The organism is Streptomyces sp. NBC_00433 (genome assembly GCA_036015235.1).
Classification (GTDB): Bacteria; Actinomycetota; Actinomycetes; order Streptomycetales; family Streptomycetaceae; genus Actinacidiphila.
Genome location: CP107926.1, coordinates 857872 through 873720, shown reverse-complemented (window position 1 = coordinate 873720; position 15849 = coordinate 857872). Strand labels below are relative to the sequence as shown.

Here is a 15849-nt window from a genome sequence, read left to right as displayed (position 1 = left end):
TGTCAACATCACGTCAGAGCAGGCGCGCGGCCATCAGCGCGACGTCGTCCCTGCCGTCCGGGGGGAAGCGGGAGAGCAGCAGTTCGCAGACGCCGTCCGCGTCCTCCTCGGCGCCGGTGAGGACGTCCGCCATCCGCTCCATCGCTTCGTCCAGGTCGCCGCCGCGCCGCTCCAGCAGGCCGTCGGTGACCATGACCAGCTGGGTGCCGGGGCGGACGGGGAGGCGGACCGCGGCCGGGTGGGACAGCCCCAGCCCGAGCATGGGGCCGTGCTCCGGTACGAAGTACGTCTTCCCGCCCGGGTCGCGTATCGCCGGTGGCAGGTGGCCGGCATTGGCCACCCGGACAGCCCGCCCGGAGTTCTCGACGAGAGCCACGCAGAGCGTCGCGCCCACCGGCGAGTCGACCTGCCGCAGCAGCCGTTCCAGGTGGGAGAGGATGACGGCGGGACCGTGCCCTTCGAGGGCGTAGGCGCGCAGCGCGTGCCGGAGCTCGCCCATCACGACGGCCGCGTCGAGCGAGTGGCCGGCGACGTCGCCCACCGCGAGCAGCAGCCCGTCGGGGACCGGCAGCGCCTCGTAGAAGTCACCGCCGATCTCGGCGGTCTGGCTCGCCGGCAGGTAGCGCACCGCCAGGTCGGCGAGCGTGGTGGCGGGCAGCGCGGCGGGCAGGAAGGTGCGCTGGAGCGTCAGGGCCAGGGTGTGCTCCTCCCGGTAGGAGCGCAGCGCCTCCAGCGACAGGGCGCAGGCGTGCGCCAACTGGGTCAGCACCTCGTAGTCGTCGTCGCCGAGCGCGTCCTGCGGCAGGACGACGCCCGCCGCCGACCCGGTGCCCTTGACCCGCGCCGAGGCGACGGCGAGCGCCCGCGTGCCGCCGGTCAGTGGGTCCCTGCCGGCAGGACCGCCGGCCGGCAGCACCTCCATCCGCACACCCGCGTCGTCGCGTGACCGCAGCCGCAGCACCGCGCGGGCGAACTTCTCCGCCGGTTCGGCCACGGCGGCCGCACCGTCCCGCGTGCCGATCATCTGCACCAGGCCGTCCTCGGCGGTACGGAGCACCACGAGCGCGTCGTTGCCGAACACCCGCCGCGCGCCGCAGGCGGCCCTGGCGGCCAGGTCGGCGGCATTCTCGGCGGAGTAGAAGTCGAGCGTGGCGCGGTTGAGCTCCCTCAGCCGGGTCGCGAGGGTCTCGGCCCGCTGCCGGGCCCGCGCGTAGCGCAGTACGGCGGCCACGGTGGCCAGCAGTTCGTTGGAGGCGACGGGCTCGGTGAGATACGCGTCCGCGCCGCGGTTGAGCCCCTGTGCCCGGTCGGTGACGCTGATCGCCGAGGCCGACACATGGATGATCGGCAGCCGCGCGGTCCTGGCGTCGGCCTTGACGATCTCGCAGACCTCGAAGCCGGTCATGTCCGGGAGCCGGATGTCGACGACCGCCAGCTCCGGCAATTCCGCCGTCCGCCGGAGCAGTTCCAGGGCGCTCCTGCCGTCCTCGGCCTCCACCACCTCGTGCCCCGCGCGGCGCAGGTAGGTGCCCAGCACGTAGCGGTTGGTGGGGTTGTCGTCCACCAGCAGTACCTTCGCGCCGGCGGTGCCGGACGGGTCCACCGTCATCTCTGCCCCGCCCCTTCCCGGGTGGCGCGCCCGCCCAGCACCGGCGCCAGGACGTCGGCCAGCCGCGCCGCGGAAAGGTGGGTCTTGCCGAGCACGGCCTGCGCGTGCGCCAGCCGGGAGTTCTCCAGGCCAGAAGGGTCGTTGGCGGTGAGGACGATCACCGGCAGCCGGTTCAGCCCGGGGTCCTCGGCCAGCCGGGCCAGCAGCTGGTAGCCGTCGGGCGGCGGCATCGTCAGGTCGAGCAGGACCGCGTCGGGCAGCCGGCGGCGTATCACCGTGACGGCCTCGGAGCTGTCGCCGACCTCGACCACTTCCGCGGCCAGCTCGGCGAGGACCGGCCGGATCGTCGCGCGGAAGACCGGGTCGTCGTCGACGATGACAAGCCGCTCCAGCCGCACGGGAAGCCCGGCGGGCTCCCCGGCCGGTGCCGCGGGAGGCGGCCCCGCGGGGATCTCGACCACCACCCGGGTGCCCACGCCGGGGGTGCTGTCCAGCATCATCCGGCCGCCGAGGAGTTCGGTCAGCCGGCGGGCGTAGGGGAGGCCGAGCCCAGTGCCCGAGTGCGTCCGCTGGTGCGGGCCGCGGACCTGGTAGAACTCCTCGAAGACCCGCGGCTGCTCCTCGACGGGAATCCCGATGCCGGTGTCGGTGACGGTCAGGACGCACCACAGCCGGCCGGCCTGCTCGGTCAGGTCCACCCGCAGGACGACCTCGCCGCTCTCGGTGAACTTCAGGCTGTTGGACAGGACATTGCGCAGGATCCGGGTGAGCATCACCTCGTCGGTGATGATCGGCTGCGGCGGGGCCTCGTCGGGGAAGACCAGGGCCGTCCCCGGCCTGGCGGTGCCGCTGAGCGTGCCGCGCATCTGGTGGAGCAGCATCCGCAGGTCGACGGGCACCAGCTCGGGCTCCAGCCGTCCCGACTCGGCCTTGGCCACGTCGAGCAGCTCCTCGACCAGGGCCAGCATCGAGCTGCCCGCCGAGGCGATCATCTGGACCTGCTGCACCTGCTCGTCGCTGAGCGGGTCGGCGCCCGGTGCCAGCAGCAGCCTGGTCAGGCCGAGGACACCGTTGACCGGGGAGCGCAGCTCATGGCTCACGTTCGCCCAGAAGCGGGTCTTCGCCTTGTTGAGCAGGCTCAGCTCCTGGGTCTTCTCCTCCAGTTCGGCGTAGAGCGCCACCACCCCGCTGTTGGTGGCCTCCAGTTCGCTGGACAGCTCCGCGTACAGCGCCATGACGCCCTGGTTGGTCTCCTCCAGCTCCTCGTTGAGCCGCCGCAGCTCCTCCTGGTGGGCGCGGGCCTGCTGCAGTGCGGCCAGCAGATCGTGGTTCTGGCTCCGCATCTCCTCGCCCACGTGTACGCCGCCCAGTCCCATCAGCTCCTCGCGTAGCCCGGCAGCCCGCTCGGCGAGGGGCTGAGGTGTCTCCGTGACCGGCTGCCCGAGAACCACGCGGGGAAACGGGTTCTCGTACAGCTCACAGGTCAGGAGCAGCCGCCGGGCCGCGTGCAGCGCCTCCTCCGCCGGGCGCAGGGCGCCCGACCAGTCGAACACGGCGGTGACCTGCGGGTGTTCCCCGCCGACCAGTGCGAGCCTGCCGGTCAGTCCGCGGGCGCCCAGCAGGCTCCGGCCCACCTCGCCGACCACGGTCGCCAGCCGTACCGTCTCGGATTCCGACATGCCCAGCCGGCGGCAGGCCTCCTGGACGTCCCTGCGCAGGGCCAGCAGCTTCCGCTCGCCCGTGACGGCCAGCGAGAGCAGGGCCAGCCGGTCGCCGTCCGGGGCCGCCGAGGCGCCGGTCACGTCGGCACCTTGACCACGACGATGCCCGCGTCGTCGCGCCGGGTGCCCGCCTGCCACAGCAGCTGGGCCGCCACGACCGCCGGGACCTGCGCCGTCAGCCCGGGGAACTGCGACGGCTGCCAGCGGCCGTTGAGCCCGTCGGAGTGCAGCACCAGGGCGTCGCCGAGGGGCATGGAGGCGCTGAAGGTCCGCGGGCGGGGGATGTTGTGGCCGACGATGCCCGGCATGGACATCAGGGTCTGCCGGGACTCGGCGCCGAGGACGAAGGCGGCGATGTTCCCCACCCCGCACAGCGACACCCGGCGGGCCGCCGGATCCACCCGCGCCACCGCGACCGCGGCGCCGCGGGTGCCCCTGAGACCGGCGTGGATGTCGGCGATGATCCCGGCCGGATCCGGCGCCCGGCTGTTGCGGAAGGCCGTCCGCGCCTCGTCGGCCGCCCGCGCCGCGAGCGGGCCGTGGCCCAGCCCGTCGCACATCATCACCAGCAGGTGCGCGGCGCCCTCGGCGGCCGGCTCCTCCCGTACGGCCCAGGTGTCACCGCACTGCGTCTCGCCGCTGATGGGCCGGGTGAGGCCGCTGAGCTGCGCGGCCGACCCCGGCTCCGCCGCACCGGCCGGCTGGGCGGTGAAGCGGGCGTAGAGGCAGGTTCCGCGGCCCGGCAGGCTGTGGATGGCGAAGAAGTCCGCGAGCCGGCGGATGGCGCCGAGCCCGACACCCAGCGTTCCCGAGGTGGAGGAGCCGTCACGCAGGGCCGCGCCGAGGTCGGCGATGCCCGGTCCGTTGTCCAGCGCAAGCAGCTCGACGGCGGACTGGTCGCCGAAGGCGGCGATCCGCAGGGCCAGCGCCCCGTCGTCGGCGTGCCGCAGGAGGTTGGTGGCCGCCTCGGTGACCGCGAGCGCGAGGTCGGCGGCCCGGCCGTCGGCGAGGCCCACCCGGCGCGCCAGGCCGGCGGCCTCCCGCCGCCCGGCGGAGGCCAGCCCCTCGCCGGCCCGCAGCCACAGCACTTCGCCCGCCTCGGCTGGCGAAGCCGCGTTCACCTTGCCCACTTGACGACCACGACATGCGTGCCCTTGCCCGGTTCCGAGACGAGTTCGAACTCGTCGGCCAGCCGCCGCGCCCCGCTCAGCCCCAGCCCCATGCCCCGGCCCGACGACCAGCCGTCGGTCAGTGCCAGGTCCAGGTCTGGTATGCCAGGGCCCTCGTCGCGGAAGGTCACCTTCACCCCGGTTCGCCCGCCCCGGGTGACGATGCTCATCCGCATGCTCCCGCCGCCGCCGTAGGTCAGGGTGTTGCGCGCCAGCTCGCTGGCCGCGGTGACCAGCTTCGTCTGGTCGACCAGCGAGAGCCGGGCCTGCTGCGCGAGCGCGCGGACCATCTGCCGGGCCTTGACCACGTCGGCGTTGGCGGCGATGGGCGATTCTTCTGCCGCCGATTCCTCGACCGGCCCTACACCGGAGGTCACCTGTCGACCGGACCCTGGTCCCCGGTCCGGCGCAGCGCGCCGAGCCCCTGCTCCAGGTTGAGCGCGGTGCGCACACCGCCCAGCGACAGGCCCAGTTCCACCAGCGTCATCGCGACCGCGGGCCGCATGCCGACCACCACGGTCTCCGCGCCGAGGACCCGGGAGATGGCCGCGATGGTGGCCAGCATCCGGCCGACGAAGGAGTCCACGATCTCCAGCGCCGAGATGTCGATCACCACGCCGTGGGCTCCGGTGTCGACGATCCGCTGCGAGAGGTCCTCCTGGAGGTCCATGACCATCTGGTCCTCCAGGTCGACCTGGATGGAGACCAGCAGCACGTCGCCGATCTTGAGGATCGGTACCCGGTCGGTCATGCCGTCCCGCCGATCCCGGCCGGGGCACCGGTGGCCTGCTGGATCCGGTGCAGCGCGTGCCGCAGCGCGTCGGCGAGGGTGGCCTTGGTGGTGATGTCGCCGAACTCGATGCCCAGCGCGACGATGGTCTGGGCTATCTGCGGGCGGATACCGGAGATCGTGCACTCCGCGCCCATCATCCGGGCGGCGACCACGGTCTTCAGCAGGTGCTGGGCGACCTGGGTGTCCACCGACGGGACTCCGGTGATGTCCACGATGGCATGGGTGGCGTTCTGGTCGAGGAGCGACTGCAGCAGCTTCTCCATCACCACCTGGGTGCGGGCCGAGTCCAGCGTCCCGACCAGCGGCACACCCACGATGCCGTCCCACAGCTTGACGACCGGGGTGGAGAGTTCGAGCAGCTGCTCGGCCTGTGCGGAGATGATCTCCTCGCGGGCCTTGGCGTGCACTTCGACGGTGTAGAGCCCGAGGTCGTCGAGCACCCGGGAGAACCGCGCGTAGACGGCGAGGTCGGTGTTCCCGACCAGGGCAGGCTCCAGCACCTCCTTGAGCGAGAAGAGGCTGAAGGCCGTCTCGGTCGGGCTGAAGCCCTGGCGGGCGCGGTTGCGGGACAGCTCGGCCAGCAGGCTGCGCACCTCGCCGAACTGCTCGCCCCTGGTGGCTGTGTCGCCCTGCCGCAGCGCCACCAGAAGCGCGCGGTAGAGCTCGGTGAGGTCCTGCTGGACCTCGGCCGGTGTGAGCCGGCCGGCCAGCGACGAGGTCACCGTGCGTACCCACCGCGCCAGGATGTCGTCCTGCCCGTCGGTCAGCAGGCTCAGCAGCCGGTCCGAATTGTCCTGCCCCATCGTGCACCTCTCTCGTCCCGCCCTGGTCCGGATGGAGACTACGGCATGGCCCGCCGGAGACACTGTGGCGCGAAGCCGTGTAACAGCGGTCCACACAGGGAAGTCGAGTTCTCGTGTCCCCTCCGTGCCAGGGAGTCGCCGATCGCCGACCCGTTCCGAGACAGTGTCACACCGACTGATCGAGGCCCGTGTATGTCCCAGAATTCCTTCCTCCTGGCAGAAGCCCGGGTGGCCGGCCAGAGCCGGCACCCGGCGGCCGACGCGCGACGGACCGTAGCGGAGGTGCTCGACGGTGTCGCCGGGCACAGCGAACGGGCCAGAGCGGACGCGGAGTTGGTCGTCACGGAACTGGTGAGCAACGCGGTGAGGCACGGCGGCGGCCTGGTCGCGCTCCGGGTCGCCGTCACACCGGACGGGACCGGGCTGTCGCTGGAGATCGAGGACGCAGGCAGGGACCGGCCGCAGGCGCGCAGGGCGCTGGGCGAGGACCCCTACCGGGCCGGCGGCTTCGGGTGGCCGATCGTGCTGCGCCTGGCCACCTCGGTCGACGTGGAGGACCTGCCCGGCGGCAAGCGGATCCAGGTCGTGCTGCCGCTGTCCTGACTCCCGGCCGCCCCGGCGGCCGTGGCGCCGCCGGTCAGAGGGCTCCCACGGCCTGGTCGACCGTGGGGTAGGAGGAGAAGATCGCGTCCAGCCCCGCGATGCCGAAGACCCGCCGGAGGTTGTCGCTCAGCCCGGCGAGCGCGAGCGGTGAGCCGGCCTTCCTGGCCTGCTGCGAGGCGGTGACCAGCTCGGTGATGCCGGCGGAGTCGCAGTAGAGGACACCTGTGAGGTCGATCACCACGCCCGCCGGTGTGAAGGGCGTGTCGCTGATCACGTCGTGCAGATCGGCCACAGTGGAGAAGTCCAGCTCGCCGTTGAGGATGATGAGGGCAGGGCCCGCGGGGTGGCGCTCGGCGGTGACGGTCAGGACGGGTTCCGGATCGGGATCGCTCACGATTCCTCCTTCTGGGCGACTGCTGTCCGTTGCCGTGCCTTTCACTCGTCACGCGGGTCCGCTGTTTGTCCCCCGGTCAGCGGGCAAGCACATCCTACGATGCGTGGCGGGGCCATGGGCTCGGACCCGGTACGACAGCCGGAGCCGGAGCCGGACAGCGGGCCGCCGGCTGAGGCCGGCGGCGGGGCAGGGCGTTTCGTGATCGGCGGCAGGAGAAAGGTCGAGCGTGGCAGGTCGGGACGACGAGGCGGGCCGGCGGCAGGACACCGCCGGGGGCGGGGTTTTCTGCGGGGACGAGGAGATCCATCGGGACCTCGCCGCGGTCGACTGGACATCGACACCGCTGGGGCCCCCGCAGACCTGGGCGCAGAGCCTGCGCACCGCGGTCAGCATCCTGCTGTCCTCGCGCTTCCCGATGTGGATGGCGTGGGGCCCCGAGCTGACCTTCTTCTGCAACGAGGCTTACCGGCGCGGCACCCTCGGCCGCAAGTACCCCTGGGCACTGGGCCGTCCGGCGAGCGAGGTGTGGGCGGAGATCTGGGACGACATCGGCTCCCGTATCAGCGGCGTCCTCACCACGGGAAAGGCCACCTGGGACGAGGCGCTGCTGCTCTTCCTGGAGCGGTCAGGCTATTCCGAGGAGACCTACCACACCTTCTCCTACAGCGCGTTGCGCGACGACGCCGGCACCGTGGTCGGCATGCTGTGCGTGGTCAGCGAGGACACCGACCGCGTCATCGGCGAGCGCCGGATGGCCACGCTGCGCGACCTGGGATCCGACGTGAGCGTGTTGCGCACCGAGGAGCAGACGCTCGCCTTCGCCGCCAGGCAGCTCGCGCGCAACGAGCAGGACCTTCCCTTCTCGCTGACGTATCTGTTCGACCAGGACGGCGGCGCCCGGCTGGCGGCCACGACGGGCATGGCCGCGGGACATCCCGCGGCACCGGCCCGGCTGGCGGACGGCGACCCCGACGCGGTGTGGCCGGTCGGCGAACCGGCCGCGTCCCGCTCCGCGGTGGTGGCCCTGGACGGGCCGCCCTTCACCGGGCTGCCGTCCGGGCCGTGGCCGCAGCCGCCCGCGCACGCGCTGGTGGTGCCGCTGCTCCAGCAGGGCAGCGACCCCTACGGCTTCCTGGTCGCCGGCCTCAACCGCTACCGGCGTGCCGACGAGGCCACCCGCGGCTTCGTCGAACTGGTCGCGGCCCACCTGGCGGCCGGCATCGGCAGCGCCCGCAGCTACCGGGCGCAGCAGCAGCGGGCCGAGGAACTGGCCGAGCTGGACCGCGCCAAGACCGCCTTCTTCTCCAACGTCAGCCACGAGTTCCGCACCCCGCTGGCACTGATCATGGGGCCGGCCGAGGAGCTGCGGCCCCGGCTGGCGGGGGCCGACCCGCAGGTGCGCGAGGAGCTGGAGGTGATCCGGCGCAACGGGATGCGCCTGGGCAAGCTCGTCAACACCCTGCTGGACTTCTCCCGTATCGAGGCCGGCCGGATGCAGGCCAGCTACGAGCAGGCCGACCTCGCCACACTCACCGCGGAGCTGGCCAGCGTCTTCCGCTCGGCCGTCGAAGGCGCGGGGCTGACCTTCGAGGTGGACTGCCCCCCGCTGCCGCAGCCGGTCCTCCTCGACCGCGGCATGTGGGAGAAGGTCGTACTCAACCTGCTGAGCAACGCGCTGAAGTTCACCTTCGACGGCGGCATCCGCCTCACCGTGCGCGACGGGCCGGGGGAGGCGGTCGTCACCGTCGCCGACACGGGCATCGGGGTGCCCGAGCAGGAGATCCCGCGGCTGTTCGAACGCTTCCACCGGATAGAGAACGCCCGCGCCCGCTCCAACGAGGGCAGCGGCATCGGACTGGCGCTGGTCAAGGAACTGGTCGCGCTGCACGGCGGCACGATCGACGCCGCCAGCCGGGAGGGGGAGGGCACCACCTTCACCATCCGGCTCGCCTACGGGCACGGGCATCTGCCACCGGACGCGCTGGCCGGCGGCGACGGCCGCCCCGGGGTCTCCTCCGTCGCCGAACCCTACGTGCAGGAGGCGCTGCGCTGGCTGCCCGACCCGGCGGCCCCAGGCGAGGCCGCCGCGCCCGCGGATCCGCCCGAGCCGGGCGGCGGCACGGCCCGCGGCGGGCCCATCGACGTGGTGGTCGCGGACGACAACGCCGACATGCGCGAATACCTCACCCGCCTGCTGCGCGGCGCCGGCCACCGGGTCCGCGCGGTCGGCGACGGCCGCGCGGCGCTGGACGCCGTGCGCGCCCAGGTCCCCGACCTGGTGGTCGCCGATGTGATGATGCCGCGCCTCGACGGGCTGCGGATGGTGGCGACGCTGCGTGCCGCGCCGCTCACCGCGGGGGTCCCCGTGGTGCTGCTGTCGGCGCGCGCCGGTCAGGAGGCGTCCGTCGAGGGCCTGGAGGCCGGCGCCGACGACTACCTCGTCAAGCCCTTCTCCGCCGCAGAACTGCTGGCCCGGGTGCGGGCCAACGTCGAACTCGCCCGGCTGCGCACCCAGCATGCCCGCTGGCGCCGCGCGCTGACGGACGCGATGCAGGAGGCCTTCTTCGTCTGCGACGAGAACGGCACCGTCGTCGAGGTCAACGCCGCCTTCGCCGATGTGCTGGGCTTCGGCCCCGAGGACCTGCCCAGCGGCCCCGACCAGCCCTGGTGGCCGGACGCCGCCGCGGACCCGGAGGGCCACCGGCTCGTGGCCGAGGCCTTCACCGGTCCCGCGGGGCGGCCCGGCAGCAGCCACATCCTGCCCCTGCGCCACCGCGACGGCCACTCGCTGTGGGCGTCGGCCAGCCTCGCCCGGGTCCAGGACCCGGAGACCGGCGGGCAGATGGTGGTCGGCACACTGCGCGACGTGACCGCCGAGCGGTACGCCATCCAGCGCGAGACGGCGGTGGCGGCACTGAGCGTACGGCTGTCGCAGGCCACCAGCACGGCCGAGTCCCTGGACGGCGCACTGCGGGAGATGGGCACCCTGTGGCAGGCCCGGCGCGGACTGGCCGTGCTCTTCCCCGAGGGCGGCAGGCCCGTGCTGACCGCGACCGGCAAGGTGCCGGACTGGGAGCAGCTGACCGCCGAGCACCGGGCCGCGCTCACCGCTCTGCGCGACGGCCCCTCGCTGACGCCGTCCGTCGACGGGCGCGGCGGCGTGGGGGTCGGCCTCGCCCACCCCCTGGGGCCGCTGGCGCTCTGGCTCGACCTCGGCGAGCGGCGGTCCTTCACCGACCAGGACCTCACCCTGCTGTCCCTGCTGGCCGGGCACCTGGCACAGGGCCTCTCCCGCGCCCACCGGATCGACCAGCAGCGGGAGACGGCCCTGGCCCTCCAGCGGTCCATCCTGGGCCCGGCGGAACTGCCCGAGGGCTTCGCCGTGCGGTACGAGCCCGCGGCACGCCCGCTGGAGGTAGGCGGCGACTGGTACGACACCGTCGCCCTGTCCGAGGGGCGCATCGGCATCGTGGTCGGCGACTGCGTCGGCCGCGGCCTGCAGGCCGCGGCGGTCATGGGCCAGCTGCGCAGCGCCTGCCGCGCGCTGCTGCTCCACGACCCGCGTCCGGACCGGGTGCTTCTCGCGCTCGACAGCTTCGCCGCCAACATCCCCGGGGCGATGTGCACGACCGTCTTCTGCGGCGTCCTGGATCCCGGCAGCGGCCTGCTGGCGTATTCCAGCGCCGGCCACCCGCCCGGGGTGCTGGTCCACCCCGACGGCGGCGTCCGGCTGCTCGACCAGGGGCGCTCGACCCCCCTCGCGGTTCGCACCGCCGACTCCCGCCCGTACGCGGAGGCGGAGGTCCCGCCGCACGCGACCCTGCTGCTGTACACCGACGGCCTGGTCGAGCGGCGCCGCCGGCCGCTGACCGAGGGCATCGAGCAGGCCGGGGCGGCGGTGCGTGAGGGCCGGCACATCGGTGTCGAGGACCTCGCGGCGCGCGTCATGGACCATATGGCGCCGCCCGGGGGCTACGACGACGACGTGGCGCTGCTGCTCTACCGGCACCCCGCACCGCTGTCCGTGCGATTCCCCGCGGAAGCGGCACAGCTCGCCCCGGTCCGCAGGGCGCTGCGCAACTGGCTGAACCAGTGCGCCCTGCCGCCGCAGACCGTCCTCAACGTCCTGGTCGCCGCCGGCGAGGCCTGCGCCAACGCCGTGGAGCACGGACACCGCGACACCCCGGGGGACACCGTCCGGCTGCGGGCCGAGGTCGAGCCGGACAGCATGCGCCTGACCATCTCCGACACCGGGCGCTGGAAGCCCCCCAGGCCCGAGATGAACCCGCACCGCGGCCGCGGTATGGCGCTCATGCGCGCGCTCATGCAGAACGTCACCGTCACGTCAGGTCCCGACGGCACCACCGTCGCGATGCACACCAGGATCCCTTGATGGCCACACCTCTGAACCTCACCTGCGGCAGCCGGGCGGACGGCGCCGTCGTGCTGGTCGTCGCGGGCGAGGTGGACATGACCAACTCCGCCGACCTCGCCGACGCCGCAGACCGGGCGCTGAGCGGTGGTCCCGGCCCGCTGGTCGTCGACCTGAGCGCGGTGGACTACCTCGACAGCGCCGGCCTGAAGGAACTCCTCATCCGCGCCGACCGCATCGAGATCGTCGCCGCGGCCGTGCTCGGCCCGGTGCTGGCCATCTGCGGTCTCACCGAACTCACCACGGTCCACGGCCTGGAGGAGCCGGAGCACTTCGGCGGCTGACCCGCCGGGGCGGGTCAGCGCAGCGACATGGTCAGCCGGACGGTGGTGCCGTGCTCCGGCGTGGAGCGGATCTGGACCAGGTCGCAGAGCTGGTGGACCAGCCACAGGCCCCTTCCGCCGTTCTGGCCGGGCGTCGGGCGCGAGCGGCCCGCGAGGGGATCGCTGATATGGCCCGCGTCGTGGAATTCGCAGACCAGCAGGTCGCCGTCGCCCCAGGTGCGCAGGGTGCCGGAGCCGCCGCCGTGCCTGATGCTGTTGGCGGCCACCTCCGTGACGGCCACCAGCAGCTCCTGCAGCCGGGCGCCCCGCAGCCCGCAGCGGGTGGCGCACTCGGTCACCGCGCCGCGGACGGTCGCGAGAGCGCCGGCACCGTAGGCCAGGGTCCTGCCGGGGTCGCAGGCGGGCGCCAGGTCCTCGAAGCGGAAGGGCTCGTCGGAGAAGGCGGGGTTGGTGCCGTGCGAGCCGTCGGCGAGCTGGAAGGGGTGGCACAGGCGTGCCGACTCCAGGGCGGCCGCCTCGACGGTGGTGACGTCGTAGGGACACAGCAGCCACCAGGCCGGGGAGGCGGCGAAGGTCAGGTTCAGCAGCCACTCGTGGTAGCGCAGCTCGCCCCGCTCGGCCGGGGTGGCCGTCCCCCACGGGGACTCGCTGATGCCGCGCACCGGCAGGCCGTCGCTGACGCTCTTGGCGATCCAGTCGTGCCAGGCCGGGATGAGCCGCCCCGGGTTGCGTCCCAGCGCGCCGGTGTCCACGAACGACACCTGGCGGTCCGCGTCACTGCCGCCGAGCGCGTCGCGCAGCATGACCTGCTTGTCCTCGCCGACCGCGACGAGGACCGTCTCGTCGGCCGCGAGCGCGTCCTCGATGAAGGACACCGCCCCGCTCAGGAAGCCGGACTCGCCCTGGTAGGCGTAGAGCTCATGGCGGAAGGCCGGCGCCTCGGCGGCGTCGTGCTCTGCTGTGCGGGGCGGGGTCACGGCACCAGCTCCGCGGGCACGGCGGGATCGTCGTAGCCGAGCAGCTCCCAGCACCTTCGCACCGTGGGATTGGCGCGTTCGAGCACGATCTTGCGGCCGGGCAGCGCGGCGGCCGCCTCGGCGAGCGTCCGCATGCCGGCCGCGTCCATCAGCTGCAGGCCGTCGCACCGCAGCCGCAGTGTCGCGAACGTCCGCAGGAGCCCGGTCACGGCGACCCGGAAGGCGCCCGCGCCGTCCGCGTCGACCACGCCGCTGACCCTCCAGCAGTCCGCTGCCTCGTTGAATATCTGGAACGAGGGTGGCCGTGCGGAATGACCCGCGAAATGAGGATGCACGCTCGCCGCCTGTTCGAGCACCTTCGGTGCAAAACCGGGACCCGTGTAGGCGCACACCATCATCGCGCCCGAGCCGCCGGTCAGCGCGTCAAGCCTCAGCTCCTGATCGGCCACCTGCTCGGCCGTGATGTCGGCAGGCCAGATACGGTCCATGTCCGCCAGTACCCGCAAGGCCCTGAAGCCCTGCCGGTCTGCTGTCTCCGCCTCCTGCCGCACCAGTGACACCAGTGCGTCCACACCCCAGGCTACGCCGCCGGGCACGACGACGGGGTCGACCAGCAGTCCGTGCGGGTCGTGGAATTCCAGCCACGCGGGGGACGACGACCCGACGACCATGATCTTGTCGCCCTGATCCGTGCCGTCGGACAGGTATCCCCGCGCCGCGTGCTGGAAGTCGCCCGGCCGCGGCACCACCCAGCACACGTGGTCACCGATGCCGACCCGGCCGAGGCTCGCGACGCTGCGAGCGATCCTCACCCCGCCCTCCTCGCCTCGACTCCGGCTGAATTCCCCTCGGTACAGTCTCGCACCCCGCGCGGACCGCACGGCGACACCCCCGCCCCAGGGGTCACGGCCGTCCGCCCCGATCGGCTACTGGTCGGGCTCGGCCGTCGGGTTCACCAGGTCCTCGTACGCGCTGAAGACGGCCTCGGCGCCGGTGAGCCGCAGCAGGCGGTCGACCCCGGCGCCGGCGTGTGCCAGGGCCGTCCGCCGCTTCGAGGCGGTGCGCACCAGATGGTTGAGCAGCGCGGAGTCGCAGAAGGAGACCAGCGCGAGGTCGAAGACGAGCGGGCCGTCGAAGGCGGCGAGCACCCGCGCGGTGACGTCCTGGACGTCGGGCAGCGTGTCCAGGTCGAACTCGCCGTGCAGGGCGATGATCCACACCGCGCCGTACTGCTCCGAGTAGTAGACGCCCGCCGGCACGCTTTCGTCCCCGAAATCCACGGACGCCACCCCCTTTCCTCCGCGGCAGCGGCGACTCCGGCCGCGAACATCCACCAGAGAGTGCCACTCCGGCAGCGGGTCCGCCACTTGACGGCGTGACAGCCCCGCCACCGCCCCCCCCGCGCCCCGCCGGGCCGGGCGCGGGTTCAGCGGGCGGAGGCGACATCCAGCGCGGCGATCACCTCGGCTGAGGTCAGCGGGAGCGAGAACATCGGGTAGTCGTACGTGATCGCGTTGTCGTGCTCCTCCTGGGACGTCGCGGCGAGGCAGTCCCGCACGGTGACGACCCGGAAGCCGTGCTCGTAGCCGGTGCGCATCGTGGACTCCACGCAGCAGTTGGTGAGGAATCCGCCCAGCACGATCGTGTCGATCCCCTTGCTGCGCAGGATGAAGTCGAGATTCGTGCTGGCGAAGGTGTCAAGGCCGCGCTTGCCCTCGATCAGGATGTCGCCGTCGGCGGGTGCCAGCTCGTCCACGATCGCCGCGCCCCAGGTGCCCTTGACGAAGGCGGAGCCGTCCACGACCCCCTTGAGGATGCCGTACGGGTGGCGCGTCAGCTCGCCGTAGCCGGCGGCGAAGGTGATGGGCGCGTGCATGACGGTGACGCCGCTCCCGCGGGCGGCCTCGACCAGGGCCACGGTGTTCGCCAGCATCCCGGTCTTCGCCATCACGTCGGCCACGGCGCCGTGGAGGACCCCGCCGGGGCTGGTGAACTCGTTCTGGTACTCGATCAGGACCAGCGCGGTCTTGGCCGGGTCGAGGCGGAGGGTGTCGGACATGGCGGCTCCTCGGGTGAGCTGGGACACATCAGCTGCCTGACCCAGCTTGCCCGACGAAGGGCCCGCGCAGGTGCGCGGCGCGGTTTTCCGTCGTCTCCCGGACGCTGGCGCCGCCACGCGCGCCCTGCGACGGCGGCGCGCCGCCCGGGGCCGGGCGGGGTCAGCGGCGCACGGGCCGCGGCAGCAGCTCACCGTCGACGTAGAGGTCCACGCGCTCGTTGTAGAAGCACACCAGGCCGGTGATCGGCGACAGCTGGCGGGTCGGGAAGTCGTACGCCCAGACGAGGTCCCGCTGTGTGCCGCGGGGGGTGCGGACCGACCAGTAGCCGCTGGTGGTGCCCTTGTACGGGCAGGCGGTGACGGTGTCGCTGGGCGTCAGCAGGGTGAAGTCGGCGTGCACGCGGTCGACGTAGTAACGGGTGGGCAGCCCGGTCTCGAAGACCGGTACGCAGGACGGCGCGTCGGCCAGCACGAGCCCGTCGAGCTCGACGCGGACGTGGCTGCTGGAGCGGAGCGCGTCCACCCGGGTGTACGGATTCCTGGGGTGGACGAAGACCTGCTCGTCCTCCTCGAACCAGGCGTCCAGCGCGCCCCATTCGAAGCGGACCGTGCCGGCGAGGCCCTCGGCCGCGTCGTCGGCCCACACCCAGGCGGCGCCCGGCCGCAGCTCCTCGCCGACCCGCAGCGCGTGCCGCCGTACGGTGCCCGGCGCCCGGCTCTCCTCGTGCCCCTCGTCGACCAGCTCCCCCGAGGCCAGGTCCGCGACGGGGATGCTGTACTGCGGGTAGCCGGACCACTCCCACACGTAGCGGGCCCGCCGGGTGTCCAGCACCGGGCGGCCGCCCACGAAGCCGCGGATGCGCCGCGGCACCGGCTCGACATGGCCGGCGGGCACGAGTGTCCCCGGATAGTTCCGCGCGGGCTGTTCCTGGTGCTGTGCGGCGTCCTTCATGAGCCCTCCTCGGGCCGGGGATCGATCGCGGAGGCGTGGCGGGCGCGGTGCCC

Annotated in this window: 15 protein-coding genes; 3 read left to right on the top strand and 12 right to left on the bottom strand. The window is 73.2% G+C overall.

The annotated features are described in order from the left end of the window. Positions 1–13: 13 nt before the first annotated feature. From OG900_03530 to OG900_03505, 6 genes are all read right to left on the bottom strand, one after another. Positions 14–1609 carry a SpoIIE family protein phosphatase gene (locus tag OG900_03530; protein ID WUH89302.1) on the bottom strand — a complete coding sequence of 532 codons (1596 nt, stop codon included), beginning with the start codon at positions 1607–1609 and terminating at the stop codon, positions 14–16. After that, on the bottom strand, positions 1606–3411 hold the full coding sequence (locus OG900_03525; protein WUH89301.1) for an ATP-binding protein: 1806 nt from the start codon (positions 3409–3411) through the stop codon (positions 1606–1608). The genes OG900_03530 and OG900_03525 overlap by 4 nt, the downstream gene beginning before the upstream one ends. After that, complete coding sequence (locus OG900_03520; protein WUH89300.1) at positions 3408–4460, bottom strand: ATP-binding protein/SpoIIE family protein phosphatase; 1053 nt, start codon at positions 4458–4460, stop codon at positions 3408–3410. The genes OG900_03525 and OG900_03520 overlap by 4 nt, the downstream gene beginning before the upstream one ends. After that, positions 4448–4789: an anti-sigma regulatory factor gene (locus OG900_03515; protein WUH95601.1), complete on the bottom strand. Its 342-nt coding sequence runs from the start codon at positions 4787–4789 to the stop codon at positions 4448–4450. The genes OG900_03520 and OG900_03515 overlap by 13 nt, the downstream gene beginning before the upstream one ends. 83 nt (positions 4790–4872) lie before the next feature. Then, complete coding sequence (locus tag OG900_03510; GenBank protein WUH89299.1) at positions 4873–5250, bottom strand: STAS domain-containing protein; 378 nt, start codon at positions 5248–5250, stop codon at positions 4873–4875. After that, the gene (locus OG900_03505; protein WUH89298.1) at positions 5247–6095 is read right to left on the bottom strand and encodes an STAS domain-containing protein; all 849 of its coding nucleotides are present in this window, start codon (positions 6093–6095) and stop codon (positions 5247–5249) included. The genes OG900_03510 and OG900_03505 overlap by 4 nt, the downstream gene beginning before the upstream one ends. Positions 6096–6287: 192 nt before the next feature. Between OG900_03505 and OG900_03500 the strand changes: the two genes are divergently transcribed. Continuing rightward, a complete protein-coding gene (locus tag OG900_03500; protein WUH89297.1) occupies positions 6288–6698 on the top strand; it encodes an ATP-binding protein in 411 nt (136 codons plus the stop codon). A 34-nt stretch (positions 6699–6732) separates the two neighbouring features. On the opposite strand, the gene OG900_03495 is transcribed toward OG900_03500, so the two are convergent. After that, on the bottom strand, positions 6733–7092 hold the full coding sequence (locus tag OG900_03495) for an STAS domain-containing protein (GenBank protein WUH89296.1): 360 nt from the start codon (positions 7090–7092) through the stop codon (positions 6733–6735). A 415-nt stretch (positions 7093–7507) separates the two neighbouring features. Here OG900_03495 and OG900_03490 point away from each other — a divergent pair, with 415 nt between their 5' ends. Further along, positions 7508–11485: a SpoIIE family protein phosphatase gene (locus OG900_03490; protein ID WUH95600.1), complete on the top strand. Its 3978-nt coding sequence runs from the start codon at positions 7508–7510 to the stop codon at positions 11483–11485. Beyond that, positions 11485–11808, top strand: coding sequence for an STAS domain-containing protein (locus OG900_03485; GenBank protein ID WUH89295.1), 324 nt, complete (start codon positions 11485–11487; stop codon positions 11806–11808). The genes OG900_03490 and OG900_03485 overlap by 1 nt, the downstream gene beginning before the upstream one ends. Positions 11809–11822: 14 nt before the next feature. Here OG900_03485 and OG900_03480 read toward each other — a convergent pair whose 3' ends face one another. The 5 genes from OG900_03480 to OG900_03460 form a co-directional block, all read right to left on the bottom strand. Next, on the bottom strand, positions 11823–12785 hold the full coding sequence (locus tag OG900_03480; GenBank protein WUH89294.1) for a sensor histidine kinase: 963 nt from the start codon (positions 12783–12785) through the stop codon (positions 11823–11825). Then, complete coding sequence (locus tag OG900_03475; protein ID WUH89293.1) at positions 12782–13597, bottom strand: MEDS domain-containing protein; 816 nt, start codon at positions 13595–13597, stop codon at positions 12782–12784. Before OG900_03475 ends, OG900_03480 begins: the two co-directional genes overlap by 4 nt. A 114-nt stretch (positions 13598–13711) precedes the next feature. Beyond that, positions 13712–14074: an STAS domain-containing protein gene (locus OG900_03470; GenBank protein ID WUH89292.1), complete on the bottom strand. Its 363-nt coding sequence runs from the start codon at positions 14072–14074 to the stop codon at positions 13712–13714. A 137-nt stretch (positions 14075–14211) separates the two neighbouring features. Continuing rightward, complete coding sequence (locus tag OG900_03465) at positions 14212–14844, bottom strand: cysteine hydrolase (protein WUH89291.1); 633 nt, start codon at positions 14842–14844, stop codon at positions 14212–14214. 160 nt (positions 14845–15004) lie between these two features. Then, on the bottom strand, positions 15005–15796 hold the full coding sequence (locus OG900_03460) for a DUF427 domain-containing protein (GenBank protein ID WUH89290.1): 792 nt from the start codon (positions 15794–15796) through the stop codon (positions 15005–15007). Positions 15797–15849: the final 53 nt, after the last annotated feature.

Bases quoted from the DNA above. Each gene is read 5' to 3' on its own strand.
- OG900_03530 (WUH89302.1), bottom strand. From the start codon at position 1,609: ATGACGGTGGACCCGTCCGGCACCGCCGGCGCGAAGGTACTGCTGGTG.
- OG900_03515 (WUH95601.1), bottom strand. From the start codon at position 4,789: ATGGTCCGCGCGCTCGCGCAGCAGGCCCGGCTCTCGCTGGTCGACCAG.
- OG900_03510 (WUH89299.1), bottom strand. From the start codon at position 5,250: ATGACCGACCGGGTACCGATCCTCAAGATCGGCGACGTGCTGCTGGTC.
- OG900_03505 (WUH89298.1), bottom strand. From the start codon at position 6,095: ATGGGGCAGGACAATTCGGACCGGCTGCTGAGCCTGCTGACCGACGGG.
- OG900_03500 (WUH89297.1), top strand. From the start codon at position 6,288: ATGTCCCAGAATTCCTTCCTCCTGGCAGAAGCCCGGGTGGCCGGCCAG.
- OG900_03490 (WUH95600.1), top strand. From the start codon at position 7,508: ATGTGGATGGCGTGGGGCCCCGAGCTGACCTTCTTCTGCAACGAGGCT.
- OG900_03485 (WUH89295.1), top strand. From the start codon at position 11,485: ATGGCCACACCTCTGAACCTCACCTGCGGCAGCCGGGCGGACGGCGCC.
- OG900_03465 (WUH89291.1), bottom strand. From the start codon at position 14,844: ATGTCCGACACCCTCCGCCTCGACCCGGCCAAGACCGCGCTGGTCCTG.
- OG900_03460 (WUH89290.1), bottom strand. From the start codon at position 15,796: ATGAAGGACGCCGCACAGCACCAGGAACAGCCCGCGCGGAACTATCCG.